The following is a 23057-nucleotide window of genomic DNA, read 5'->3' as shown; positions in this document are numbered from 1 at the left end:
GTACGGCGGGTGTGCTGACGGTGTGCCACGATTTGCTGGATTTGCTGGATCGGCCGGACAAGCGGACCCGCGCGGGTGCGGTCGAGTATCGTTGACAGGTCTTCGCTTCGGGGGTCGAGGGGTTCACTCGTGCGCAGTGTCATCGGAATGGCCGTCACCGTCGTCGCGCTGCACGTCCTCGGCTGGGGGACGCTTCTGCTGCTCGTCGCGCCGAGCCACTATGTGATCGACGGTTCGGTCTTCGGTGCCGGCCTCGGGGTGACGGCGTACACGCTCGGCATGCGGCACGCGTTCGACGCCGACCATATCGCCGCCATCGACAACACCACGCGAAAACTGGTGGCGGAGAGCGGGAAGCGGAAGGTCCGAACGGTGGGCTTCTGGTTCGCGCTCGGCCATTCCACCGTGGTGTTCGCGCTTGTCGCGTTGCTCGCGTTCGGTGTCCAGGCGCTGGCGTCCAGCTTGGAAGACGAGGATTCGGCCCTGCAACGCTGGACCGGCCTGTGGGGCACCAGCATCTCCGGCACGTTCCTGATCCTGATCGGTCTGCTCAATCTGGCCTCGCTGGTGGGGATCTGGCGGGTATTCCGGCAGATGCGTCGCGGCGAATTCGACGAGGCGCAGCTGGAACGACAGCTCGACAGCCGGGGCCTGCTCAACCGGATTCTGCGGCCGGTGCTCGGCCTCGTCCGCAGGCCGAGGCACATGTATCCGGTCGGCGTGCTGTTCGGCCTCGGTTTCGACACCGTCACCGAGGTCGGGTTGCTCGTGATCGCGGGCGGCGCGGCGGCGACCGGCCTGCCCTGGTATTCGATCCTGGTACTGCCCGTGCTGTTCTCGGCGGGCATGGCGCTGTTCGACTCGCTGGACGGATCATTCATGAGCTTCGCCTACGACTGGGCCTTCGCGAAACCGGTGCGCAAGATCTACTACAACCTGGTGATCACCGGCCTGTCGGTGGCGGTGGCGCTGGTGATCGGCGGGCAGGAGATCGTCTCGATCTTCGCCGAGCGGTTGGAGGTCGAATCGGGCGTCGTCGCCTGGATCGGGAATCTCGATCTGGGTGATCTCGGGTACATCATCGTCGGCCTGTTCGTGCTCACCTGGGCGGTCGCCGTCGCGGTATGGCGTTTCGCCGGAGTGGAGCGGCGCTGGCAGGACGGTCTGGCCGCACGGTGAGCGCGGTGTGGTTCTCGGACACGGCGACGGCCTTCCGCCGGCCCGTGATGTCTCTGGCAGGATGGTTCGCATGCTCTGTCGCCGCGGGGTGCGGCGTTGGCTTTCCAGCGCCCTGATCAGTGCCGCACTCGTCTCCGGTGTGGTGTCGTTCGGTGCGCCCCAGGTGACGGCGGCGCCCGGGAACACGCCGCCGGTCAACACCGGATCCGCCGACGGCCCAGGCCCGGCCGAGCCGACCAGTAAACAGCCGTCGACGCCACGGATCGAGCGCGTCGAACCGATCAACGATCGCTGGCTGCGGGTCTACGTCGCCTCGCCCGCGATGAGCCGGGTGGTCGAGGTGCAGGTACTGCTGCCGCGCGACCAGTCGCGCCCGCGTCCCACCGTCTACATGCTCGACGGCCGCAGCGCGAGCCCCGACAGCAACAACTGGACCGAACTCGGGCACGCCGACCGTTTCTACGCCGATAAGGACGTCAACGTCGTGCTCACCGTCGGCGGGCCTGCCAGTTTCTACACCGACTGGCAGCAGCCGGATCCGGTGCTCGGCACCAACAAGTGGGAAACGTTCCTCACCAAGGAACTGCCCCCGCTGATCGACGCGAAGTTCGACGGCAACGGCGTCAACGCGGTCATGGGCGTCTCGATGGGCGCGGAGGCCGCGATGATGCTCGCCTTCCGGCAGCCGACGCTCTACCGGGCGATCGGGGCGCACAGCGGCTGCTTCTCGATGGGCACCGACATCGGCCAGGCGCAGGCGCGCGCCGTGGTGGCCACCTACATGGGCGAGCCGGACAATATGTTCGGCAAGCAGGACGACCCGGACTGGCTGGCGCACGACGTCACCCTGCACGCGGACGCGTTGCGCGGCAAGACGATCTACCTCTCGGTCGGCAGCGGTCTGCCCGGCGTGCACGACGTGCCGGGAACGCCGAACGTCGACCTGCCCAGCGCCATCACCTTCGGCGGCCCGCTGGAGGCCGCGACCAACGCGTGCACCCGGCGGCTCACCGACCGGCTGCGGTCGCTCGGCATCCCGATCACCGCGCACTTCCGCGCCACCGGCACTCACTCATGGCCGTACTGGGAGGATGAACTCGCCCTCTCCTGGCCCACCATCGCGCCCGCGATCGGCGTCCGCTAACCCAGGAACCGGGCGAGCACCTCCGGCTCGGCGGCAAAGCTCAGGAACAGGTCGTTCTCGTGCGGGTCGCCGATGGTGACGCGCACGCCGTCGGTCCCGTACGGCCGCACCAGCACTCCGGCCGCCGCGCTGGCCTCGCCGAACTCGGCGCTGCGCGCGCCGAGCGGCAGCCAGACGAAGTTCGCCTCACTCGGCGGCACCGGGTACCCCGCCGCCACCAGCGCGTCGCGCACCCGTTCGCGTTCGACCACCAGCAGATCGGTGCGATCCAGCAATTCGTGGCGTGCCTCCAGCGACGCGATCGCCGCCGCCTGCGCGAGCCTGCTCACGCTGAACGGAATGTGCACCTTCAGCAGCGCCGTGATCACGGCCGGATCGCCCACCGCGTAGCCCACCCGCAGGCCGGCCAGGCCGTAAGCCTTGGAGAAAGTGCGCAGCACAACCACATTGGGCCTGGTCCGGCCGATCTCGACGCCGTCGGGGTGGTCGGTCAGCCGCACGTACTCGTAGTACGCCTCGTCCAGCACCACCAGCACGTGCGCTGGCACCGCGTCCAGGAACCGGATCAGCTCGGTGCGGCCGACCGCGGTGCCGGTCGGGTTGTTCGGGTTGCAGACGAAGATCAACTTGGTTCGCTCGGAGACGGCGGCGGCCAGCGCGTCCAGATCGTGCACCTGACCGGCCGTGAGCGGCACCTGCACCGCGGTGGCGTTGCCGACCTTGGTCACGATCGGGTACGCCTCGAACGAGCGCCACGCGAACAGCACCTCGTCCGACGGCGACGAGCAGGTGATCTGCACCAGCTCCTGGCACAGCGCCACGCTGCCGCAGCCGACCGCGACATTGTCGAAGCCGACCCCGAGGAACTCGGCCAGCGCCGTCCGCAGCTCGGTGGACTGGTTGTCCGGATACCGGTTGGCCAGTTCGGCCGCTTCGGCGATGGCTTTGGCCGCCGCGGGCAGCGGACCGATCGTCGTCTCGTTGCTGGCCAGCTTGACCGCGCCTGGATTGCTGCGGCCGGGGGTGTACGCCGGGATCGATTCGAGGTCCGGCCGGATCTGCGCTGTCACACTCCAACCCTAATCCGCGCGGGAAAAAGCCCGATCGGCGTACCGGAAAATATCTTGGATATAGGCCCTCACGTGCAATTTCTACCGAAGATCGGCAACTCGCCCTACGCTGGTTTCATGTCGGGCACCTACGACGATACGGCCCCGCTGCGGGCGAGCGACCAGGAAGACGAGCGGCCGACCAGCGGTGGGCAGGTGCCCATCACGGTGGTGGAGCCGGAAGGAAACGCCCGCGGCGGCATCGTGCTGCTGCACGAGTCGCGCGAGTTCACCGGCGCGTTGCGCGACCTGATGAACGCGCTGGCCGGCGAGGGGTGGACCGTGGTCGCCCCCAAACTCTTCCATCGGGCCGACGAAGACTCCGGCGTCGGAGTCTTCGGCGACGAGCTGTTCGCTGACTTCGATGCCTGCTTCGACTGGCTCACCCGGCGCGGGGTGTTCCCCGACACCATCGGCGTGCTCGGCTTCGATTCCGCGGGCACCGCCGCGTTCCTGGTCGCGACCAACCGCCCCATCGGCGCGGCGGTGAGTGTCGCGGCGCACGGCATCACCGAGCCGCTCACCGCCCAGGCCGACGCTCTCGTGCGCGCCGCGCCCAACCTGCAAGCGCCGTGGCTCGGCCTGTTCGGCGTGGACGATCCCGCCACCCCGCCCGCCCAGGTCGACGAGCTCCGCGACGCGACCGCTCGCGCCGCGGTCGCCAGCCTCGTGGTCACCTACCCCGGCCTGCACCACCGAGCCGACACCTCGGAGGCGGACGACGGCGACGAGGTCGATTCGCAGACCAGAATCTTCGATTGGTTCGACAGTAACCTACGCTGACCAGCCGTTTTGTCATCTGGTCCGTAGCTGCTGTAACCTTTCTGCTCGGCGGTTCGAAAGGACCGGTGCCCTCGAAGAGAAGGCTCCAGGAGGCGTGCCAGAGCGGCCGAATGGGACTCACTGCTAATGAGTTGTCCCTTCACGGGGACCGGAGGTTCAAATCCTCTCGCCTCCGCCACGCCCGGGAAACCGGGTACAACTGAATAACACATGCGCCCGTAGCTCAACGGATAGAGCATCTGACTACGGATCAGAAGGTTGGGAGTTCGAGTCTCTCCGGGCGCACGCAAGTAGAAGGTCCCTCCGGTATCAGCGGAGGGACCTTCTCGCTTCTCTGACACTGCTGTCAGCTGCAGCATCGTCACGCGATACTCCACCGCCTGGCGGTTTCGCTACTTGTCGGACCCGGATGCGAAGCTAGGCGCTGGGCCGGGATTGTGGTCGAGTTCGTTGATCGGGGGTGGGAATGAGTGTCAGCAGTGAAGTGCCATTGACCTTCGTCGTGCAGGCATACCGCTTCGCTCTTGACCCCACCGCCGATCAGGTGGCGATGCTGCGGTCTCACTGCGGGGCGCAGCGCTTCGCGTTCAACTGGGCGCTCCGCCTGATCAGCGCGAATCTTCGGCAGCGGGCGGCGGAGCGTTCGTACGGTATTGATGAGACCGACCTGACACCCGCGCTGGGGTGGTCGGCTTATGAACTGCGTAAACGGTGGAACCAAGCCAAGGGCGAGATCGCTCCATGGTGGTGGGAGAACTCTAAGGAAGCGTATTCCAGCGGTATCGCCAATCTATCCATCGCCTTGACGAACTGGTCGACTTCCTCTTCGGGAGACCGACGTGGCCCACGTGTCCGCTTTCCTCGCTTCAAGAGCCGCAAAACCCATGCCTCGTGTCGGTTCACCACCGGAGTGATCGGCTTAAGTACGAAGGACCGACGGCATGTGAAGTTACCCCGGATCGGTACCGTACGGACCTGCGAATCCACCAGGAAGTTGGCACGTCGGCTGGACGCGGGCACGGCGCGAATTCGTTCGGCCACGGTGTCCTTCCGGCACGGGCGATGGTTCGTGTCGTTCTCCGTCGAAGTGGCTAAAAATTCGCGCAAGCCTGATCGAACCGACGGCGTAGTAGGCGTGGATCTCGGCGTGAGACACCTGGCTGTGCTTTCTGAGCCAGTGCGTGGACTGACGGACTCCGCAGGGATGCTGCCGAACCCGAAGCATCTCGACAGAGTTCGAAAGAAAATGAGACGGTTGCAGCGTCAAGCTGCTCGTCGGCGTCTTGCGGGCAAGTCCAGACCCAATACAGAACCTTCGAAGCGGTTGCAGAGCACCAATCGCCGGATCGCGCGACTGTATGCCAAGGTGACGCAGGCACGATCTGAGAGTCTGCACCAATTGACGGCAACTCTCGCTTCCCGCTTCGGGACGGTTGTCGTGGAAGACCTCAATGTCGCAGGTATGTTGCGCAACCGTCGCTTGTCACGCTCGATCGCCGATGCGGGGTGGGGGGAGCTCAGGCGGCAACTGAGCTATAAGGTTCGGTGGAACGGCGGGGCGCTGGTGGTCGCCGACCGCTGGTACCCGTCATCGAAGACATGCTCCAACCCTCGTTGTGGTGTGGTGAAAGCCAAACTGCACCTGAGCGAGCGCGAGTTCCGATGTGAGCATTGCGGTCTTGTGATCGACCGGGATCGCAATGCTGCGAGAAACCTGGCCAGATTGGCCGTCCGAATGGCGGAACGTCCTCCTCGAGTTGCGGGGCGACGGAAAACGAGCCCGCTGGAAATCCGCGTAAGTCCGGCAACACGGTCGGCGGAGGATACTGCCACGGGAACGCCTCGCGCAGTGAGGTGAACGTCGCCTGAGCAATCACGCGACTGCCGTCGCTACGTCCGGGGCTGAGCGGCGGTAACGGTTCGAATCCCTTCGGGCACATACGTATCCCGCCGGGCTACTTCCAGGCGGGGAGGGTGGGGAGGGGGCCGGTGAGGTCGGTGCCGGGACTGCGGCCTAGGAGCCAGGCGGCTAGGGAGGGGGCTGGGCCGGAGATGGTTTGGGTCGGGGAGGGGCCGAGGGGGGTGGTGAAGTCGGTGTCGGTGGCCTGGAGGGTGAAGGGGAGAGGCGATTCGGCTGTGAGGCGGGTGAGGTCGGCGGTGGCTTGGGGGAGGATGCGGGAGACGAATGTGGCGGGCCAGTTGGTGGGGGTGTAGCCCGCGTTGAGGTCTACGTGGTGAATTTCGACCTCTTGCAAGCGCATCCACAGGACTTCGGTCGCGGGGATGGGGCGGCCCTGGCGGGTGCGGACCTGTGCTCGCCAAGCGTCGTCGGTGAGTGAGCGGGCCAGGCCGAGGAAGCGGGTCGCGGCGGCCTCGTTGTCGGCGAGTTGCTCGGCGAGCGGGCGGGGCGCGCCCGCCTCGATGTCGGCGTCGCGCAGGAAAGCGCTGGCGTACTGCGGGATTTCGACGCCGGTGTGGGCCCACAGCAGGAGATTCACCAAGCTGTCCGCGTTGCGAGCGAGGTGGGCCAAGACGTGGCCGCGAGTCCAGCCGGGCAGCAGGGAGGGTTCGGTGACGGCGTGCTCGTCGAGGCCGCGGATGGTGTCGAGCAGGCGGGCGGTCGCCTCGGCGACGGTGTCGAGTTGCACGGGGGTCTGCGAGGCGGTGGTCACGGTTCCGACCCTAGCGAGCCAAGGCCCTGTCCGCCGCGAACGACGGGCCGCGCTCGGCTGATTCGAAGGCCAATGGAACTGTTGTGGGCCTGCGAGGGCGTGCCATCAATCGTTCACCGGTCTGGCCGCCGCTGGATATGGGTTCGGCTCCGGCCGCAAGATGGCATCGCCTCGGAAGGGCTTCGTGCCGCAAGGGACACAAGGCGGATTCCGGCAGCAATACCGTGGTTCCACTCGGCGGTGGGGTACCGCCGCAGAGGCGGTCCGGCGCGGTGCGGCGAACCGTCCGGTGGGTCTGTCGAAGGCGACGAGCCGTGGTTCCGGCGAGGGCTGTCATACCGGCATCAGGCGGGATTCCGGCCGCAACTCCCGTAGCCCCACTCGGCGGCAGCGAATCGCCGCACAGGCGTTCTGGCGAACCATCCGGCGTGCCCTTTGAGGGCGACAGACCGTAAGCTCGGAAACCTGAGCCGGGCCAGCACGGCCCACTTCGTACGACGATCCGTGGGGGTCGGCGGCACTACCGGCTTCCCGGTTGAGCTGAATCCGGACGAACCCCTTGCAGCCGGAACTCCTACCCCCCGACGATCGCGTCGGCTTCGATTTCGACCAGCAGAGCTGGGGTGATCAGCGCCTTTATCTCGTACATCGCCGTGGCTGGACGGATGTCGCCGAAGACCTCGGCGTGCGCCTTGGCGACCTCGGGCCAGCGGGCGATGTCGGTGACGAAGATGCGGGTGCGCACCACGTCGGCCAGGCTCGCGCCCGCCTCCTCCAGCGCGGAGGCGATGCGCCGCAGGGTTTCCCTGGTCTGCTCGCCGATGTCGTCGCCGCCGACCGCCGTGCCGCCGGGAGCCGACGCTGTGGTGCCGCTGACCGCGATGACATCGCCGAGCCGGACCGCCCGCGAGTAGCCGACGATGTCCTCGAACTCCGAGCCCGAGGCGATGTTCACGCGATCACTCATGCGCGACAGCATCGCACGGCGCTCGGCGCGGTCGTTCGGCGGACAGGGCAGGGCAGGGCCGACGCCACCTGGCTCGGTAGCCGCAGCACGACCTAAGTGCGTGCTGTCAGCGAGCGGAACTTCGCGCCGCTGATCGGTCCGGCCGGAGCCCCGCGACAGCGCGGAGGTGATCCCGATCAGCGGCGTCAGCGCGCACGGCGTCCCCGCAACCGGCGGACTCGCGTGGGTAGATGGTGGTCGCCGCGCGCCGATGAAGCGAGCAGGATCGCGCGCCGCCGACCATCCGGCCGGAGCGCCGCGACGGCATGGAGGCGCGTCAGCCGGACTCCCGTCCCTCCACGATCACCGCGGCGGCCAGCGCGATCAACCACAGCGACATCGCGCCCACCTGGATTCGCTGGGCGATGCCGAGGGCGTAGTTCCCCGGCAGATTGTCGGCGACCAGCATCCACACCGTCGCCAGCGACCCGACCACCAAGACGACCAGGCCGAACTCGCGCAGCACCCGCCAGCGCCGATAGCGGAATGCGGCGAGGCTGAAGGCGAACGCGGCGACCGCGATGGACGTGACCGCCAGCGTGCTCGTCAGGGCGTGCGGTTGATGCAGTTGCGGGAACAGTTCGCTCGGGCCGCCGCACCCGCTCTCACCGGGAACGCAGTCGTGCAGCGGCAGCAGGACGTCGGCGACGGTCGCCGCGCCGAAGCACAGCAGCGCGATCCAGCCGACGTCGGTCAGCCTGCGGCGTGGGAACAGCAACAGCCCGGCGAGGGCCGCGGGCACGAGAACCGCGCCGACGATCAGATCGGCGGTCGCGAACACCTCCCGGTACGGCTTGCCCTCCGCGTCCAGTTCGCTGAGGAACGTGTCGACCGGGTCGAGGTCGATGCTCAGCACGAATTGCAGCACCCAGGACGAATAGCAGAGCCCAGCGATCGCGATCGCCGCGGCGACCAGCACCGTCGCCGGGCGCAGGCGCCGAACGGAGATCTTCGGGCCACTCGTCACGCTTTCATTCTGCTGGTCGCCCGAGCGCGCCGGACAGCGGCGGGCCGCACACGTCATTACCATCCGGCACACAGGGTCTTGTCAGCTTCGCCCGGCACGCTGGTCGACAGCTGCAACTCGAGGAGGTCCCCATGCTCGGTTTCGCGACTGCCGCCGCCGGAATCGCCGTCATGACGGTGATGGTGGTGTCGGGTTATCTGGCCGCGCACGCTCCGCGTTCACTGGTGCGGGTGCGTCACCGCTGACAGCTCGGCTTGCACGCGGTCGGCCGCGCGCACGGGATCCTCGTGCTCCCAGACGCGGACCACGCGCCATCCCGCGGCGATGAGTGCCGCGTCGGTGGCCCGGTCCCTGGCCACGTTGCCCGCCAGTTTGGCCGCCCACCATTCGGCGTTGTTCTTCGGATCGGTGGCGTGCTGCGGGCATCGATGCCAGAAGCACCCGTCGACGTAGACCGCGACGCGCCTGCGGGGGAACACCAGGTCGGCGCGCCTGCGCTGGCCTCGGATCGGCGCGCGGTCGACGAAATAGCGCAGTCCGCGCCGGTGCAATTCCCTCCGCAGAGCCAGCTCGGGATCGGTTCCGGTGCGCCGCTGGCGCGACATCCGCGCGCTGGTGGCCGCGTCGGTCTCGGGCCTGCGGCTCATGCCGCCCATCCGCCCATCCGATCGAGATGGCTTTCCACATCGGCCAGGAAGCCGGGCGGGAAACGCAGACTGCCCATGGTGGTGCGGCGCAGGAACCCGGCCGTCGCGCGGGCGGATAGCAGTTGCGCGTCGGTGAGGAAGTGGGCCAGGTCCTCGTACGGCTCGTGCACCGGCCAGGTGGAGACCGGCACCCGGTAGGCGGCGCCGTTGTGTCCCCACGCGGCGACCGGCCATGGAGTGCCGGGGGCCAGGGGTTGATCGCCGGAAATCGGTGCGAGCGGAGCGGCCAGTCGCGACCCGACCCAGGCCGCCATCCGCACGCTCACCGCGTTGCCGACCAGTTTCCAGCGGTGGCCCTTCCTGATGCCCGGCATCTCGGTCGCGGGCGCCGTCCAGCCCGCGTCGAAACCTTGCAGACGTTCGGCGTCGGCGATGCCGGGCGTGACGATCTCCCCGGACGGCAGCCGCACGGCGGGCGGGCTGGCGATGCCGAGCGCGGAGCCGCCCTTCAGCGTCGGCACCGCGTTCACCGCCCAGCCCAGTCCACGCACTCCCTCGGTCCAGTAGAAGCCGCAGGGATCGATCTCCGGGTCGCCGATCGCGCGGGGCCCGGCGTCCTCGCCGAACAGCACTTCGCGCGGATCCTCGGTGCGGGAAGCCAGCATCAGCACCCGCTGCCTGCGCTGCGGCAGGCCGAACGCGCGCGCGTCCACCACACGGTAGGCCCAGGTGTAGCCGAGGTCGTCGAGCGCGCCGGTGATGTGCCGCATGGCCGCGCCGCGGCCGAGTTGCAGCATGAACGGCACGTTCTCGATCAGCAGCCAGCGCGGGCCGCGCTTGCGGCGGACCAAGCGGAACACTTCGTCGACCAGACCAGAACGCGTGCCGGTGATGCCGGCGGTGCGCCCGGCCTGGGAGAGGTCCTGGCACGGGAATCCGGCCGCGACCAGCTCCGTTCCCGCCGGGATGGCGCGCAGCCGGGTGATGTCGGCGTGCAGCGGCACCTCCGGGAAACGGGCGGCGAGCACGCCTTGGGCCCCTGGCTCGATCTCGCACAACAGCTCGGTGTGCCAGCCGTGCCTGCCGAGGCCGAGTTCGAGCCCGCCGATCCCGGCGAACAGCCCGACCATCCGCGCGCCCGTCAACGCCCTTCCCTTTCTCGCGTCCACACCGGACGCCGCCCGCGTGTCCCGTGCCCGGGGAGCAGGTTACTCGAGTCGTCCGAGGCGATCGCCGAACAACGCGACCATCGTCCCCCGCACCTGGTACGGTCCGCGTGTCACGCCGTGCGATCGATGCGCTTTTCCAATAATGCACAAGGGTGGTCGCACCCGGACGTGATGACCGGCCGATCCGCCTGCGCTCCAGTGCCATCCGTGCGGGCCGCCCATGATCCTGGTGGCGCGCTCGCAGTGCTTTTGCTCGACGAAGTTCCAGAGCGACGCTAGGGAAAGTGAGCGAAACATGCAGATGCCTTCCACCAGAAACGGACAGTTTCCCTCGGTCGTGGTCACCAGCCTCGCTGCGACCACGTCGATCGCGGGTGACGTGGATTCCACGTGGAAAGGCTTGCTCAACGGCGACAGCGGTATCGACGTACTGGAAGACGATTTCATCGATGCGTTCGAGCTGCCGGTCCGCATCGGCGGGCATCTGAAGGTCCCGCCCGCCGTGTATCTGGACGCGGCCGAGGCCCATCGGCTCTCCTACGTGGAGCAGTTGGCCGTCGTGCTCGGGCGTGAGGTCTGGCGCAACGCGGGCAGTCCCGAGGTGGACAAGTGCCGTCTCGGGGTGTCCATCGGCACCGGGCTCGGCGGTGCGGAGGCGATCATCCACGCCAGGGACAAGCTGCACAACGGGGGCTATCGCAAGGTCTCGCCGCACACGGTCCACGCTGTGATGCCGAACGGCGCTGCGGCCTGCGTCGCGCTGGAGATCGGCGCGCGGGCCGGGGTGTCGACGCCGGTGTCGGCGTGTTCCTCGGGTGCGGAGGCGATCGCCAACGCCTGGCGGACGATCGTCATGGGCGATGCCGACATGATGGTCACCGGCGGCGTGGAGGGCTCCATCCAGGCTCTCGCGATCGCGGCGTTCACCATGATGCGCGCCATGAGCACCCGCAACGTCGAGCCGAAGAGCGCCTCGCGTCCGTTCGACGCCGACCGCGACGGCTTCGTCTTCGGCGAGGCGGGCGCGCTGATGGTGCTGGAGACCGAGGAACACGCCAAGGCGCGCGGCGCGACCATCCACGCCCGTCTGATGGGCGCGGGCGTCACCTCGGACGGCTTCCACTTGGTCGCGCCGGATCCCGATGGCGCGGGCGCCGCGCGCGCGATGACGCGGGCGATGCGGACCGCCGGGCTGGGCAAGTCCGATGTCACGCACGTCAACGCGCACGCGACCGCCACTCCGATCGGTGACACGGCGGAGGCGCGCGCGATCGGCGCGGCCGTGGGCACGCACGCGTCGGTCTACGCGCCGAAATCGGCTCTCGGTCATTCCATCGGCGCGGTCGGCGCGCTCGAATCGGTGCTCACGGTGCTCACCGTTCGGGACGAAATCGTGCCGCCGACGCTGAATTTGGACAACAAGGATCCCGAGATCGATTTGGACGTGGTGCACGGCACGCCCCGGCCCGGCCGTATCGACTACGCCTTGAACAATTCGTTCGGTTTCGGCGGGCACAATGTCGCGCTCGCCTTCGGCCGGTACTGACGGCCAGGTGGCCGGGACACCTGCTAGCCTTCCCGACGCTTCGTTATCGACCTGTGTTCGGTGTCATTGCACGGCCCGGGTGTCTGTGCGCTGGAAAAGGATAAGGCGATGATCGACGAAACCTTCGACGACTATTTGGACGATCAGGGCAATATCGAGATTCCCGGGGACAAGACCCTGATCGACTTCGTCGACAAGCACAGCGTGGAGAACGGCGACGGCCTCGCCTACCGCTTCATCGACTATTCCCGGGAGCGGGACGGCGAATACCGCGAACTCACCTGGCGGCAGTTCGGCGTGCGCCTGCGTGCGGTGGCGGCCCGGCTGCAACAGGTCACGCAGCCCGGTGACCGGGTGGCGATTCTCGCCCCGCAAGGCCTCGACTACGTCGTCTCGCTGTTCGCGGCGGTGTACGCGGGCAATATCGCGGTTCCGCTGTTCGATCCGGAGGAGCACGGGCACACCGACCGGCTGCACGCGGTGCTCGGCGACTGCGAGCCTGCCGTGATCCTCACGGTGGGTTCGGCGGCAAGTGGCGTGCGAAAATTCTTCCGGCACCTGCCACCGCGGGAGCGTCCGCGCATCATCGCGGTGGAGGCCATCCCCGACGGTGTCGGCGCATCGTGGGTGCGCCCGGACATCAATATCGACAGCGTCGCCTATCTGCAGTACACCTCGGGTTCCACCCGGACGCCCGCGGGCGTGGCGATCACCCACCGCGCGGTGGGCACGAATCTTCTGCAGATGATCGACGCGATCGGCGTCACCGAGAATTCGCGCGGCGTCACCTGGCTGCCGCTGTTCCACGACATGGGTCTGCTGGCGGTGATCCTGCCGACCGTCGGGGGCGGGTTCATCACCATCATGTCGCCGAGCGCGTTCGTGCGCCGTCCCTATCGCTGGATCAAGGAACTGGCCGCCGCCTCCGACGGCGCGGGCACTTTCGCCGCCGCGCCCAATTTCGCGTTCGAGCACGCGGCGGCGCGCGGCAAGCCGAAGCCGGGCGAGGAATTGGACCTGTCGAATGTCATCGGGCTGATCAACGGCAGCGAGCCGGTGTCGGTGTCGTCGATGAAGAAGTTCAACGAGGCGTTCGCGCCCTACGGGTTGCCGGAGACGGCGATCAAGCCGTGTTACGGCATGGCCGAGGCGACGGTGTTCGTCTCCGCCACCAGGGCGCAGGACAAGGCGAAAGTCGTGCATGTCGACCGGGCCGAGCTGAACGCGGGGCGGATGGTTCAGGTCGCCGCGGACGCGGACAACGCGATCGCGCAGGTGTCCTGCGGATACGTGGCGCGGTCGCAGTGGGCGGTGATCGTTGACCCCGAGCACGGCACCGAGCGACGCGACGGCGAGGTCGGTGAGATCTGGTTGCACGGCGAGAACATGGGCATCGGATATTGGGGGCGTCCCGAGGAGACCGAGGCCACCTTCCGTGCCGCGCTGACCGCTCGGTTGCCCGAGGGCAGCCACGCGGAGGGCACGCCGCCGGACGCCAACTGGATGCGCACCGGCGACTTCGGCGCGTATCTCGACGGCGAGCTGTACATCACCGGACGGGTCAAGGATCTGGTCATCGTCGACGGACGCAACCACTACCCGCAGGACCTGGAGTTCTCCGCACAGGAAGCGAGCACGGCGCTGCGCCCCGGCTTCGTCGCGGCGTTCTCAGTGCCGGCCAACGAACTGCCCGCGCTGGTCTTCGAGCAGGGCAGCCGCTCCGGGCTGACGTTCGACGCCGAGGACACCTCCGAGCAGTTGGTGATCGTCGCGGAGCGCAATGCCCGCGCGGGCAAGGCCGATCCGCTGCCGATCGCTGACGCGGTGCGCGCGGCGATCTCCCAGCGCCACGGTGTGACCGTTCGTGACGTGCTGCTGGTGCCGGCGGGGTCGATTCCGCGCACCTCCAGCGGCAAGATCGCCCGCCGCGCCTGCCGGGCGGCCTATCTGGAGGGCACGCTGCGCGGCGGCCACCAGCAACAGGCGTTCCCGGACGCGCCGCAGGAGTGGGAGGAGGAGACCGCGGGCGTCGGTTAGAGCCCGGTCTCCGTCTCGTACTCGAATTCCCGCACGTCGGCGCCCACGATTTGGGTGTCGAGGTCGCCGGAGGTGCCCGTGCCGCGGAAGCGTTCCACCGCGGCACGGGTGGTCCAGCGTTCGTAGACGTTCACCCGATCGGGTTCGAGCAGGTCCGCGCCGAGGCTGAAGTCCAGGCAGTCTTCGCAGGCGCGGGCGAGCGCCACGACGTCCCGGCAGCTGTCGAGGTAGCGGTCGCGATCGATGACGCGCAGGTGTCCGGCGACGATCAACATGTCCGGAGTCTAGATCCACGCGGCTTGACCTCGAGTCCGCTAGAGGTTGTGAACTGGCCTGATGAGTGCCGCATCCGTCGCAGCGACGAGCCGTGAGTGCCCGGCGGTAGCCGAAAAATCGGTTGGTCGGCGCGCGTTCCGGTGCGACCCTGAGATGTCGGACCCTGCTGCGAACATCACCGTGGGTCCTGTTCTCCGCCGCCAGTCACACACCTAGGGGGAGTCTTGTCTGTCGCACTGGACGTGTCGTCGGCCGAACCGGAGGCCGATATATCGGAGCGGCCCGCCGCCACCGGCCGCTTTCATTCCCTGCGCCGATTCTGGCCGTATCTGCGTCCGCACGTCCGCATTCTGCTCGCCGCCAGCGGACTCGCGCTGCTGTCCGGCCTGACGGCCGTCGTCATCCCCCTGATGATCGCGCGGATCATCGACGGCCCGGTCGCCCGCCGCGATCTCGCGGGCGCGCTCGGGCCGGTGGCCGTGGTTCTCGCGCTCGGCCTGGTAGAGGCCGCTGGCGTGTGGGGGCGCCGCTGGCTGATCGCCGCGCCCGCGACGCGTATCGAGATCACGCTGCGCGCCAAGATCTTTCGCAAACTGCAAGCGTTGTCGATCGGCAGGCACGACGCGTGGGAGTCGGGCCAGTTGTTGTCCCGCGCTATCGACGACCTGGCCACCATGCGCCGGTTCGTCGCCTTCGCGGGGCCGTTCCTGCTGATCCACTGCGTGATCATCCCGATCGGGCTGCTCGTGCTGATCGGGCTGAGCCCGCAGATCGGCCTGATCTTCGCGGTGATCGCCATTCCGCTGGTGTTCATCTGCATTCGCTTCGAGCGCCGGTACGCGGTGGCGTCGCGGCGTTCGCAGGACCAGTCCGGAGACCTGGCCACCACGGCCGAGGAGTCCGCGCAGGGCGTGCGCGTGCTCAAGGCGTTCGGTCGGGGTGTGTTCTTCGGCCGCCGCTTCACCGCCCAGGCGCAGGAGCTGCGGCAGACCGAGCTGCTGAAGGCGCGCCTGGACGCGACACTGTGGTCGAGCACGTTGAGCATCCCGCAACTGGCCATCGCGTTCGCGCTCGGTTACGGCGGCTACGCGGTGGCGCACGGCACGATGACGCTCGGCACCTTGATCGCGGCCATCACGCTCGCGACCTTCCTGCAGTGGCCGATCATTTGGACCGGCTTCCTGCTCGCGGAGCTGAACGACGCGCGCACCGCGGCCGACCGGTACTGGGAGATCATCGACACCCCGGTCGACATCACCGATCCGGCCGAGCCGGTGAGCCTGCCGGCCCGCATCCGCGGCGAATTGCGGCTGGAGCAGGTGCGTTTCGCGTTCCCCGACGCCGAGCACGAGGTGCTGCGCGAGGTGTCGTTGCGGGTGCGTCCCGGTGAGACCGTGGCGCTGGTCGGCGCGACGGGGAGCGGCAAGACGGTACTGCTCAACTTGATCCCGCGCTTGTACGACGTGACCGGCGGCACGATCACCATCGACGGCATCGATATCGCGGCGATGCGGGTCGCCGACCTGCGGTCGCTGGTGTCGGTCGCGTTCGAGGACCCGGTGTTGTTCTCGGCGAGTGTGCGGGAGAACGTCGCGCTCGGCGACCCGTCCGCCACCGACGCCGACGTGCGCCGCGCCCTGGAGGTCGCCCAGGCCGCCGAGTTCGTCGACGACCTGCCATGGGGCTTGGACACCAGGATCGGCGAACAGGGCCTGAGTTTGTCCGGCGGCCAGCGGCAGCGACTCGCGCTGGCCCGCGCGGTGCTCACCGGCGCGGGCGAAGGCAGGCGCAGCCGGATCATGGTGCTCGACGACCCGCTGTCCGCGCTGGACGTGGAGACCGAGGAGCGGGTACAGGCACGCCTGCGCACCGTGCTGGCCGACGCGACGACGCTGCTGGTCGCGCATCGGCCGTCCACGGCCGCGCTGGCCGACCGGGTGGCGGTGCTCGCCGACGGACGGATCGTCGCCGAGGGCACCCACGATCAATTGCTGCGCACCAGCAGGACCTACCGCGAACTGATGGGAGGTGAGTAACTGTGAGCACCACGACGACTCTCTCGAAAGATGAGGCACCGGAAGGCGATTCGACCGGGCCGGAAGGCGCGGCCGACTGGCGCGGCATCGCGGGGGAGGACAAGGAGGTCACCGAGACCGGCAACCTGGTGCTGGCCGGACGTTCCCGGCGGCTGCTGCTCGACCTGGTCAAGCCGTACCGGAAACTCACCGGCCTCGCGCTGGTGCTCATCGTGCTGGACAACGTCGCGAAGGTGTCCGCGCCGCTGTTCGTCGCGCACGCGCTCGACACGGGCATCGCGCGCGGCGTCGCGGGCGACTGGGCGCCGCTGGCCAGGACCGTGGCCGGATACGTCGGCTCGATCCTGCTCGGCCTGATCTGCACGTACTCGTTCCTGCGGGTGACCGGCAGGCTCAGCCAGAGCGTCTTGTTCGACCTGCGCGTGCGCGCCTTCACGCACGTGCAGCGGCTCAGCGTCGCCTTCCACGAGAAGTACACCTCGGGCAAGGTGGTCGCGCGGCTCACCGGCGACATCGAGACGCTGCAGGAACTGCTGGAGAGCGCGCTCAACCAGGCGCTGAGCGCGATCCTGTCGGTGCTGACCATCGCGGCGCTGCTGATCTACCTGGACCAGGCGCTGGCCGCGATCGTGCTGGCCGGGTTCGTCCCGCTGGTGCTGGTCACCCGCTGGGCGCAGCGCAGGCAGCGGGCGGGCTACCGGCGAACGCGCGCCGCGATCGCCAAGGTGGTCGTGCAGTTCGTCGAGTCGATGGGCGGCATGCGGGCGGTGCAGGCGTTCCGCCGGGAGCAGCGCAACGAGTCGGTGCTCGCGATCGAGGACTCCGAATACCGCCGGGCGACCATCGCGGCCATGCGCGGGATGGGCGACTACTCGGGCCTGACCAAACTGCTCGGCAACCTGACCACGGTGATCATCATCGTGGTCGGCGCCTGGCGGGTGATCGAGGGCGATCTCGCGGTCGGCGTGCTCGCGGCCTACCTGCTCTACCTCAACGAGTTCTACGGGCCGTTGGACGAGCTGGCGCAGGTCTTCAACGCCTATCAGTCCGCGGCGGCCGCGCTGGAGAAGATCTCCGGCGTGCTCGAGGAGGAGCCGTCGGTGCCGGAGCCCGCGCGACCGGTATCCCTGGAGAAGGCGTCCGGCGCGGTACGGATGGACAAAGTGTGGTTCGGCTACTCGGCGGGCTCTACCGCCGATAGGGGCGCATCGGCGCAGTCGGATGATTCCCGGCCGGCCGACGGCGGCCGTCATGCCGGTGCGTCCACGGGTGTGGCCGAGCGCTCCACGAGCAGCGCCGTCGCGGCGGAACCGGCCGCGCCTGCCGACGCCCTGCCGGTACGGTCCGCGGACTCGCCGGAGCGGTCGGATCGCCGGACGCGACCGGTGCTGCCGGAGTTCACCCTGGACATCCCGGCCGGGCAGGTCATCGCGCTGGTCGGTGCGACCGGCGCGGGCAAGTCGACGCTGGCGAAGCTGCTGACGCGGTTCTACGACCCGTCCGGCGGCGTGGTGACCTTGGACGGCATCGACCTGCGCGAGCTGTCCGACGCCGACCTGCGTCGCAACGTGGTGATGGTCACTCAGGAGTCCTATCTGTTCTCCGGTTCGGTGGCCGACAACATCCGGCTGGGCAGGCCCGAGGCCACCGACGCTGAGGTGTTCGCGGCGGCACGCGCGGTCGGCCTGTACGACTTCGTGCAGGCGTTGCCCGATGGTTTCGCCACCGATGTGCGCAAGCGCGGCGGCAGGCTCTCGGCGGGTCAGCGGCAGCTGGTCGCGTTCGCGCGGGTCTTCCTGGCCGATCCCGCCGTGATCGTGCTGGACGAGGCCACGTCGAGCTTGGACATCCCCAGCGAACGACTGGTGCAGCGGGCGCTGGAGACCGTGCTGCACGGGCGCACGGCGGTGATCATCGCGCACCGGCTGTCCACGGTGGCGATCGCGGATCGGGTGCTGGTGCTCGAGTCCGGCCGGATCGTCGAGGACGGCGCGCCGGATGCCCTGATCGCCGGGACCGGCCGGTTCGCCGACCTGCACGCGGCGTGGCGGGAGTCGCTCGTGTGATGAGCGGTGGGTTCTACGGGCCGGAGGTGGATGTCGCTTACGGTAGATACGTGACGACCCCATCCTCCGACCCCGAGAGCCCCGCCGCGAGCACGCAGGAATCCCGGTGGCCGGCGATCCTCACCTGGCGCGCCCACGACGCGACCCGGATGGAGTCGGTGCGGGTGCAGCTCAACGGCAACCGCATCCGCGCCGCCGGGCGCATGATCGGCGGCGCGAGCGCGGACCATCCCGCGTTCAGCGCGTCATACGACCTGGTCACCGATGAGAACGGTGTGACGAAGCGGTTGTCGGTGCGCACCGCGACCGCCGCCGGGGAGCGGCACGCCTCCATCGCCCGCGACGAGGAGAACTACTGGCTCATCGACGCGGGCGGCAACCACGTGCGCTCCACGTTCGCCGGAGCGCTCGACGTGGACGTGGTGCTCAGCCCGTTCTTCAACACCCTGCCCATCCGCCGCTACGACCTGCAACACGCGGTCGAGGACGTGCAGGTCCCGGTGGTCTATGTGCGCCTGCCCGACCTGCTCGTCCAGGAGGCCACGCTGATCTACAGCAGCGCCGCCGACGGCATCAGCGTGCTGTCGCCGGTCTCCAGCGCGACGGTCACGGTGGACGCCGACGGCTTCCTGCTGGACTACCCGGGCCTGGCCGAGCGGATCTGAAACCGCGTTCATCGACGTCCGGCCGCAGCGTCGGCGTGCGCTCCCGGCGCGGCCGGGCGTCCGAAGTCATCCGGTAGCGAGTCGCCGGTGTCCTTCGACGCTGGGCCAGACCGGCTCCGGTGCGCCGACGCCTGCTGGCTGGATCTCCGGGAGGTAGTGCATCTCTGTAGCTCGGGTGCGCCGATTGCGCGGTCAGTCCAGCCGGGTGATGACCCCGCCGCGCTCGCCCGCCGCCCGCAGATCTTCCAGCCAATCCTGGTCGCCGGGACGGATGCCGGTGATTCCCCAGCGCCGCGCGGATTCGTAGCGTCGTCGCGCGTCGTGTCCGGCTTCGACCAGGTCCGCGAGGGACTGCTTGTCGCGCAGGCTGTCGCGCGCCGCGGCGAGCGCGGTGAGTGTTTCGTCCAGAACTTCCAGTAACGCGGCCGAATTCGGTTCGCAGATCGCGCGAACCAGATCGGGCGCCGTGCCCGCGACGCGGGTGCCGTCCCGGAACGACCCGGCCGCGAGTCCCAGTGCGAGATCACCTCCGGTGGCGCCCGCCGCGGCCAGGGTCTCGGCGAGCACATGGGGCAGGTGGGAGATGCGGGCCACCGCGCGATCGTGTTCCGCGGCCACCACCGGCACCACCACCGAGCCGCAGTCCAGCGCCAGCCGCACCACGCGGGTCCATGGGTCGGCTCGCGTGCCCTGGTCAACGCCGACCGCCCACACCGCGTCGCGGAACAACGCGGGATCGGTGGCGGCCCAGCCGGATTCGGACGTACCGGCCATCGGGTGCCCGCCCACGTACCGCGCGGCGAGGCCGTGCTCGCGTACGGCCGCCGCGACCGGTCCCTTCACGCTCACCACATCGGTGAGCGCGCACTCCGGCGCGTAGTCGGCGATCGCCGAGAGCATGTGGTGCACCGCGGGCATCGGCACCGCGACCACGATCAGCGCGTCGTTCTCCGCTGCGCGCCGCAGCGCGGCCGGTAGGTCTTCGGTGACGTCGAACCCGTCCGCACGGGCGGCCCGCGCGCCCACCGGGGAGCGGTTGTATCCCCAGGCGTCGTAGCCAGCGGCGACGGCCGCGCGTAATAGCGACCCGCCGATCAAACCGGTCCCGAGGACGCATACGGGTGCTTTCTTCGCCGAAGTCACCGGAACAGATTGGCATACGACTTCAACATTTCCGCTCGAGCAGACTACCGTTGCGGCCATGGCAGCACAGCGCTCGGGCACGAACAGGGCGGCGTCGGACGATTACGACGACGTGGAAGGGTTCGCAGTGGCGGTTGTCCGCGAAGAAGGCAAATGGCGGTGCAGTCCGCTGAGCCGGGACGCGCTCACCGATTTGTCCGCCGCGGAAAACGAACTGAAGGCTTTGCGCAGCTCCGGAGCGGTGTTCGGATTGCTCGACATCGACGACGAGTTCTTCATCGTGCTCCGGCCCGCGCCGAGCGGGACCCGGATGCTCGTCTCGGACGCCACGGCCGCGATCGATTACGACATCGCCGCGGACGTCCTAGAGGCCCTGAACGTGGAAATCCCCGATATCGATCCGGACGAACTGGACGACGTGGAGCCGTGGGAGGAGGGCGACCTCGGCGTGCTCGCCGATCTCGGCCTGCCCGAACCGGTGCTGAGCGTCATCCTCGCCGAGACCGATCTCTATCCGGACGAGCAACTGGGCATGATCGCCCAGCGTCTCGGCTTCGCCAGCGAATTCGCCGCGGTGCTGGACAAGCTACCGCGCTGACGTGGGCGTTCTGCCGGACGACCCGTTCCTATCGGACGCCGCCATGGTGCGCGCGGCCATCGATGCCGCCGCGGCGGCGGGGGAGCGGGACGTACCCGTCGGCGCGGTGGTATTCGACTCGGCCGGAAGAGAACTCGCCCGCGCCGCGAACGCGCGAGAAGCACTGGGCGACCCGACCGCGCACGCGGAGATCCTGGCGCTGCGCCGCGCCGCCGCCGTCCACGGTGACGGGTGGCGGCTGGAGGGTGCCACGCTCGCCGTCACGCTGGAGCCGTGCACCATGTGCGCGGGCGCGCTGGTGCTCGCGCGGGTGGGCCGCCTGGTCTTCGGCGCCTGGGAGCCGAAGACCGGCGCCGTCGGCTCCCTGTGGGACGTGGTGCGTGACCGTCGTCTCAACCACCGGCCCGAGGTGCGCGGCGGGGTGCTCGCGGACGAATGCGCGGCGTTGCTCGACCAGTTCTTCCGCACCCAGCGCTGAGCCCCACCCCTGGTCAACAGGCGATTTAGTGATCCGGCGCCCGTCCGGTATGGTTGTCGGCGGTGGCGTGTCCGAGCGGCCTAAGGAGCACGCCTCGAAAGCGTGTGAGGGGTAACCCCCCTCCGAGGGTTCAAATCCCTCCGCCACCGCTCCAGCCCTTCACCTGTTAGCCCAGGTGAAGGGCTTTTCCTTTGCTCAGTCAGCGGCCTGGTCACTAGCAGAACACATCGCCGTCGCGCCGAACAACGCACTGCTAGCCGGGCGCGACGCGGGCGGTGGGAATCAACCGCCCGCGCCTTCATCATTCCGGCGTGCCGGGCATCGCGGACGCGTCGAACGAGAGCAGCTCCCAGCTGTGGCCGTCCGGGTCGTCCACAGCACGGTTGTAGAGCCAGCCCATGTCCTGAGGTGGGCGCGGCTCGGATCCGCCCGCCTTCACGGCGGCGTCGGCCAGCCGATCGACGTCCTCCTTCGACTCGGCGGGCAGCGCGAGGATCGACTCGATCGCACCGGAGGCGATGGGCCGCGAGGTGAATCCGGCGAACTGCTCGTGCGTCATGAGCTGCACGGTCACCACTTCGCCGAGGGCGACCTGTGCGGAAGTCTCGTCGGTGAACTGCGGGTTGAGCACACCACCCAGCGCCAGGTAGAACGATGTGCTCGCGTCCAGGTCGGTGACCGGCAGGTTGACATAGATCTGTGTGAAAGCCATTGGTATTCCTCGGTTCTTGTCGCCGGGCCGTCCGGCTGATTTCGAACCTATGGCCGCACCGCGGCCTCGGTCTTGTACAGCAGCGACAGGATCTCGTCAGCGGCGGGCCGTCGCAGCTGTGTCGCCGTCAAGCCGACGAACCGGGTCAGCGACCGCGCCAGATGTGGCTGGTCGTGATACCCGACCAGATGTACGACCTCTGTCGCGGCCACGCCCTGCCGCAGCAGCATCGTGGCCTGCCGAGCCCGCTCGATCCGCCGGATCATGCCCTGAGTCAGGCCCGTCGCGGCGGCGACCCGGCGCTGCACCGAGCGCGGAGTTACCAGCACCGGCCGCTCCCCGGCGACGACGTCGGTCACCAACGGGTCCCGCACCAGCAACCCCGCCCGGACCAGGCGCTCCACGAACGTCTCCGCGTTCTCGTAGGTGGGGATCTCCCACTCGCTCCCCTGCAGCACGAAGGAGCGCGGCGTCGTATACGGGCTCGACACGCTGCCGTCCACAAGTCCGCTCACGGGCAGATTCCGGAGAAAGGCGCCGTGCCGGAAGATCACGCCGAAGGTGCAGCCCAGCCCGCCACCCAACGGCACCACGGTTGGTCGGGTCTCGGGACCGCGGACCGAAACGGTGGTGACGCCGTCCGACGCCCACACCAGCAGTTCCCAGTTCGAGTTCGCGACCGAGACCATGCGCTCCGGAGCGAAGACACCATGCCCACCGATCGGCGCCACCCGGTAAACGCCCTCGACATAGGGCGAGTCCGACAATCGGTACTCCAGTCCTGGAATGCCCTCAAACCGGTCGAGCGCCACGTCCGGCATCGT

General features: G+C 68.7%; 21 protein-coding genes and 3 tRNA genes. 14 read left to right on the top strand and 10 right to left on the bottom strand.

Features of this window, described 5'->3' with window-relative positions:
• Window positions 1-129: 129 nt before the first annotated feature.
• A complete protein-coding gene (gene nicT, locus NB3_RS10005; RefSeq protein ID WP_503826325.1) occupies window positions 130-1179 on the top strand; it encodes a Nickel transporter NicT in 1050 nt (349 codons plus the stop codon).
• Window positions 1180-1249: 70 nt separating this feature from the next.
• On the top strand, window positions 1250-2323 hold the full coding sequence (locus NB3_RS10000; protein WP_067800416.1) for an alpha/beta hydrolase: 1074 nt from the start codon (window positions 1250-1252) through the stop codon (window positions 2321-2323).
• Here the strand turns inward: NB3_RS10000 and hisC are convergent.
• Entirely contained in the window at window positions 2320-3393 is a 1074-nt protein-coding gene (gene hisC / locus NB3_RS09995; protein ID WP_067799965.1) for a histidinol-phosphate transaminase, read from the bottom strand. The two genes, NB3_RS10000 and hisC, sit on opposite strands and share 4 nt — an antisense overlap.
• 117 nt (window positions 3394-3510) lie before the next feature.
• Here hisC and NB3_RS09990 point away from each other — a divergent pair, with 117 nt between their 5' ends.
• The 4 genes from NB3_RS09990 to tnpB all read left to right on the top strand — a co-directional run bounded on the left by NB3_RS09990 (window position 3511) and on the right by tnpB (window position 6073).
• Entirely contained in the window at window positions 3511-4215 is a 705-nt protein-coding gene (locus NB3_RS09990; protein WP_067800413.1) for a dienelactone hydrolase family protein, read from the top strand.
• An 88-nt stretch (window positions 4216-4303) separates the two neighbouring features.
• Window positions 4304-4393 (top strand) — tRNA-Ser (locus NB3_RS09985).
• 34 nt (window positions 4394-4427) lie between these two features.
• A tRNA-Arg gene (locus NB3_RS09980) sits at window positions 4428-4500 on the top strand.
• 181 nt (window positions 4501-4681) lie between these two features.
• The gene (gene tnpB / locus NB3_RS34045; RefSeq protein WP_084486083.1) at window positions 4682-6073 is read left to right on the top strand and encodes an IS607 family element RNA-guided endonuclease TnpB; all 1392 of its coding nucleotides are present in this window, start codon (window positions 4682-4684) and stop codon (window positions 6071-6073) included.
• A gap of 97 nt (window positions 6074-6170) precedes the next feature.
• On the opposite strand, the gene NB3_RS09975 is transcribed toward tnpB, so the two are convergent.
• The 5 genes from NB3_RS09975 to NB3_RS09955 all read right to left on the bottom strand — a co-directional run bounded on the left by NB3_RS09975 (window position 6171) and on the right by NB3_RS09955 (window position 10637).
• Window positions 6171-6887 (bottom strand): maleylpyruvate isomerase family mycothiol-dependent enzyme, encoded by a 717-nt coding sequence (locus NB3_RS09975; RefSeq protein ID WP_067799962.1) that lies wholly within the window; start codon window positions 6885-6887, stop codon window positions 6171-6173.
• A 574-nt stretch (window positions 6888-7461) separates the two neighbouring features.
• Entirely contained in the window at window positions 7462-7854 is a 393-nt protein-coding gene (locus NB3_RS09970; RefSeq protein WP_174553183.1) for a RidA family protein, read from the bottom strand.
• Window positions 7855-8170: 316 nt separating this feature from the next.
• Window positions 8171-8860, bottom strand: coding sequence for a DUF998 domain-containing protein (locus NB3_RS09965; protein WP_244891842.1), 690 nt, complete (start codon window positions 8858-8860; stop codon window positions 8171-8173).
• A gap of 218 nt (window positions 8861-9078) precedes the next feature.
• Window positions 9079-9507 carry a very short patch repair endonuclease gene (locus NB3_RS09960; RefSeq protein ID WP_067800404.1) on the bottom strand — a complete coding sequence of 143 codons (429 nt, stop codon included), beginning with the start codon at window positions 9505-9507 and terminating at the stop codon, window positions 9079-9081.
• Window positions 9504-10637: a DNA cytosine methyltransferase gene (locus NB3_RS09955; RefSeq protein WP_067800399.1), complete on the bottom strand. Its 1134-nt coding sequence runs from the start codon at window positions 10635-10637 to the stop codon at window positions 9504-9506. Before NB3_RS09955 ends, NB3_RS09960 begins: the two co-directional genes overlap by 4 nt.
• A 334-nt stretch (window positions 10638-10971) precedes the next feature.
• On the opposite strand from NB3_RS09955, the gene NB3_RS09950 reads away from it, so the two are divergent.
• Together NB3_RS09950 and fadD32 are read left to right on the top strand one after the other, a co-directional pair.
• A complete protein-coding gene (locus tag NB3_RS09950) occupies window positions 10972-12222 on the top strand; it encodes a KasA/KasB family beta-ketoacyl-ACP synthase (protein ID WP_067799959.1) in 1251 nt (416 codons plus the stop codon).
• Between the two features lie 108 nt (window positions 12223-12330).
• A complete protein-coding gene (gene fadD32 / locus NB3_RS09945; RefSeq protein WP_067800396.1) occupies window positions 12331-14259 on the top strand; it encodes a long-chain-fatty-acid--AMP ligase FadD32 in 1929 nt (642 codons plus the stop codon).
• Here the strand turns inward: fadD32 and NB3_RS09940 are convergent.
• Entirely contained in the window at window positions 14256-14534 is a 279-nt protein-coding gene (locus tag NB3_RS09940) for a putative quinol monooxygenase (RefSeq protein ID WP_067799957.1), read from the bottom strand. The genes fadD32 and NB3_RS09940 overlap by 4 nt on opposite strands.
• Window positions 14535-14759: 225 nt before the next feature.
• On the opposite strand from NB3_RS09940, the gene NB3_RS09935 reads away from it, so the two are divergent.
• Genes NB3_RS09935 through NB3_RS09925 form a run of 3 tightly spaced genes read left to right on the top strand, consistent with a single transcriptional unit; the run spans window position 14760 to window position 19302 of the window.
• Complete coding sequence (locus NB3_RS09935) at window positions 14760-16571, top strand: ABC transporter ATP-binding protein (protein ID WP_084486077.1); 1812 nt, start codon at window positions 14760-14762, stop codon at window positions 16569-16571.
• A gap of 2 nt (window positions 16572-16573) precedes the next feature.
• Window positions 16574-18637, top strand: a complete 2064-nt coding sequence (locus NB3_RS09930; RefSeq protein WP_067799954.1) for an ABC transporter ATP-binding protein — start codon at window positions 16574-16576, stop codon at window positions 18635-18637.
• A gap of 50 nt (window positions 18638-18687) precedes the next feature.
• A complete protein-coding gene (locus tag NB3_RS09925) occupies window positions 18688-19302 on the top strand; it encodes a putative glycolipid-binding domain-containing protein (RefSeq protein WP_280516576.1) in 615 nt (204 codons plus the stop codon).
• A 192-nt stretch (window positions 19303-19494) separates the two neighbouring features.
• Here NB3_RS09925 and NB3_RS09920 read toward each other — a convergent pair whose 3' ends face one another.
• On the bottom strand, window positions 19495-20445 hold the full coding sequence (locus NB3_RS09920; RefSeq protein WP_371855892.1) for a prephenate dehydrogenase: 951 nt from the start codon (window positions 20443-20445) through the stop codon (window positions 19495-19497).
• A gap of 58 nt (window positions 20446-20503) precedes the next feature.
• Here NB3_RS09920 and NB3_RS09915 point away from each other — a divergent pair, with 58 nt between their 5' ends.
• The 3 genes from NB3_RS09915 (at window position 20504) to NB3_RS09905 (ending at window position 21670) form a co-directional block, all read left to right on the top strand.
• Window positions 20504-21043: a tRNA adenosine deaminase-associated protein gene (locus NB3_RS09915; RefSeq protein ID WP_067799948.1), complete on the top strand. Its 540-nt coding sequence runs from the start codon at window positions 20504-20506 to the stop codon at window positions 21041-21043.
• A 43-nt stretch (window positions 21044-21086) separates the two neighbouring features.
• The gene (locus tag NB3_RS09910) at window positions 21087-21521 is read left to right on the top strand and encodes a nucleoside deaminase (RefSeq protein WP_067800387.1); all 435 of its coding nucleotides are present in this window, start codon (window positions 21087-21089) and stop codon (window positions 21519-21521) included.
• Window positions 21522-21582: 61 nt separating this feature from the next.
• Window positions 21583-21670: transfer RNA gene (locus tag NB3_RS09905), tRNA-Ser, on the top strand.
• Window positions 21671-21822: 152 nt separating this feature from the next.
• Here NB3_RS09905 and NB3_RS09900 read toward each other — a convergent pair.
• Both NB3_RS09900 and NB3_RS09895 read right to left on the bottom strand, forming a co-directional pair.
• On the bottom strand, window positions 21823-22233 hold the full coding sequence (locus NB3_RS09900) for a VOC family protein (RefSeq protein WP_067799946.1): 411 nt from the start codon (window positions 22231-22233) through the stop codon (window positions 21823-21825).
• Window positions 22234-22280: 47 nt separating this feature from the next.
• Window positions 22281-23045: a helix-turn-helix domain-containing protein gene (locus NB3_RS09895; RefSeq protein WP_244891841.1), complete on the bottom strand. Its 765-nt coding sequence runs from the start codon at window positions 23043-23045 to the stop codon at window positions 22281-22283.
• Between the last annotated feature and the right edge of the window lie 12 nt (window positions 23046-23057).

Source organism: Nocardia beijingensis NBRC 16342, from assembly GCF_001612785.1.
GTDB classification, from domain to species: Bacteria; Actinomycetota; Actinomycetes; order Mycobacteriales; family Mycobacteriaceae; genus Nocardia; species Nocardia beijingensis.
Note: the sequence above shows the minus strand (reverse complement) of the source record. Positions and strands in the feature narration are given on the sequence as shown.

Coding starts and splice junctions, on each gene's coding strand:
- NB3_RS09940 (WP_067799957.1), bottom strand. CDS start 14,534: ATGTTGATCGTCGCCGGACACCTGCGCGTCATCGATCGCGACCGCTAC.
- NB3_RS09955 (WP_067800399.1), bottom strand. CDS start 10,637: ATGGTCGGGCTGTTCGCCGGGATCGGCGGGCTCGAACTCGGCCTCGGC.
- NB3_RS09960 (WP_067800404.1), bottom strand. CDS start 9,507: ATGAGCCGCAGGCCCGAGACCGACGCGGCCACCAGCGCGCGGATGTCG.
- NB3_RS09910 (WP_067800387.1), top strand. CDS start 21,087: ATGGTGCGCGCGGCCATCGATGCCGCCGCGGCGGCGGGGGAGCGGGAC.
- fadD32 (WP_067800396.1), top strand. CDS start 12,331: ATGATCGACGAAACCTTCGACGACTATTTGGACGATCAGGGCAATATC.
- NB3_RS09900 (WP_067799946.1), bottom strand. CDS start 22,233: ATGGCTTTCACACAGATCTATGTCAACCTGCCGGTCACCGACCTGGAC.
- NB3_RS09915 (WP_067799948.1), top strand. CDS start 20,504: ATGGCAGCACAGCGCTCGGGCACGAACAGGGCGGCGTCGGACGATTAC.
- NB3_RS10000 (WP_067800416.1), top strand. CDS start 1,250: ATGCTCTGTCGCCGCGGGGTGCGGCGTTGGCTTTCCAGCGCCCTGATC.
- NB3_RS09970 (WP_174553183.1), bottom strand. CDS start 7,854: ATGAGTGATCGCGTGAACATCGCCTCGGGCTCGGAGTTCGAGGACATC.
- NB3_RS09950 (WP_067799959.1), top strand. CDS start 10,972: ATGCAGATGCCTTCCACCAGAAACGGACAGTTTCCCTCGGTCGTGGTC.
- tnpB (WP_084486083.1), top strand. CDS start 4,682: ATGAGTGTCAGCAGTGAAGTGCCATTGACCTTCGTCGTGCAGGCATAC.
- NB3_RS09990 (WP_067800413.1), top strand. CDS start 3,511: ATGTCGGGCACCTACGACGATACGGCCCCGCTGCGGGCGAGCGACCAG.